The sequence below is a fragment of the Niveispirillum sp. SYP-B3756 genome (assembly GCF_009495745.1).
Lineage (GTDB): Bacteria > Pseudomonadota > Alphaproteobacteria > Azospirillales > Azospirillaceae > Niveispirillum.
Window position 1 is genome coordinate 1 of the sequence record NZ_WIDQ01000059.1, and the last position, 563, is coordinate 563.

The 563-nt window shown below is 59.7% G+C and carries 1 protein-coding gene; it reads right to left on the reverse strand.

The window, feature by feature from the left end:
* Positions 1-478 (reverse strand): helix-turn-helix domain-containing protein (locus tag GE253_RS25705; protein WP_173012849.1); only part of this gene is annotated, 478 nt, incomplete at its 3' end.
* Positions 479-563: the final 85 nt, after the last annotated feature.

The window sequence follows — 563 nt, forward strand, 5'->3', positions numbered from 1 at the left end:
AGGGCGGCCCGCGGTCCTCAAACCAGCGATGCTCGCTCCCATCAATCTGTACCAACTCACCCAGGCATTGCCGCCGAAGGCGCGGGCGGTGAAATTGACGCCGCTGTGCCTTTGTGCGCCACAGACCGGCCTCCGCCATCCAGTGCCGCAGCGTCTCCCGCGACACGGTAAGACCATGCCGTTCGGCAAGCTTCTCCGCTGCCAATGTTGGCCCAAAATCATGGTAATGCAGACGAACCAGTTCCAGCGCCAGCTCGCGAACCCCCTTTGAAATCTGGTGGTTCGATGGTCGGCCACGGCCTCGGTGGACAATCCCGCCACCGCCATCACACCGGTAGCGATCCAGAAGACGCCAAACCTGCCGCTCACTCAGGCCCAATATCCCAGCCGCGTCCAAAACCCCAAGCTGACCACTCTCGATTTCTGCCAGTACCTCAACACGCCGGACATCCCGATCGCTCATCATCAGCCAGCCCATGACAGCCCCCAAAACCGGCCAAAACCGATCCAGAGACTGACATTTCTATCTTGCTCAGGACTGACATTTTAACTTTGCGCCTACA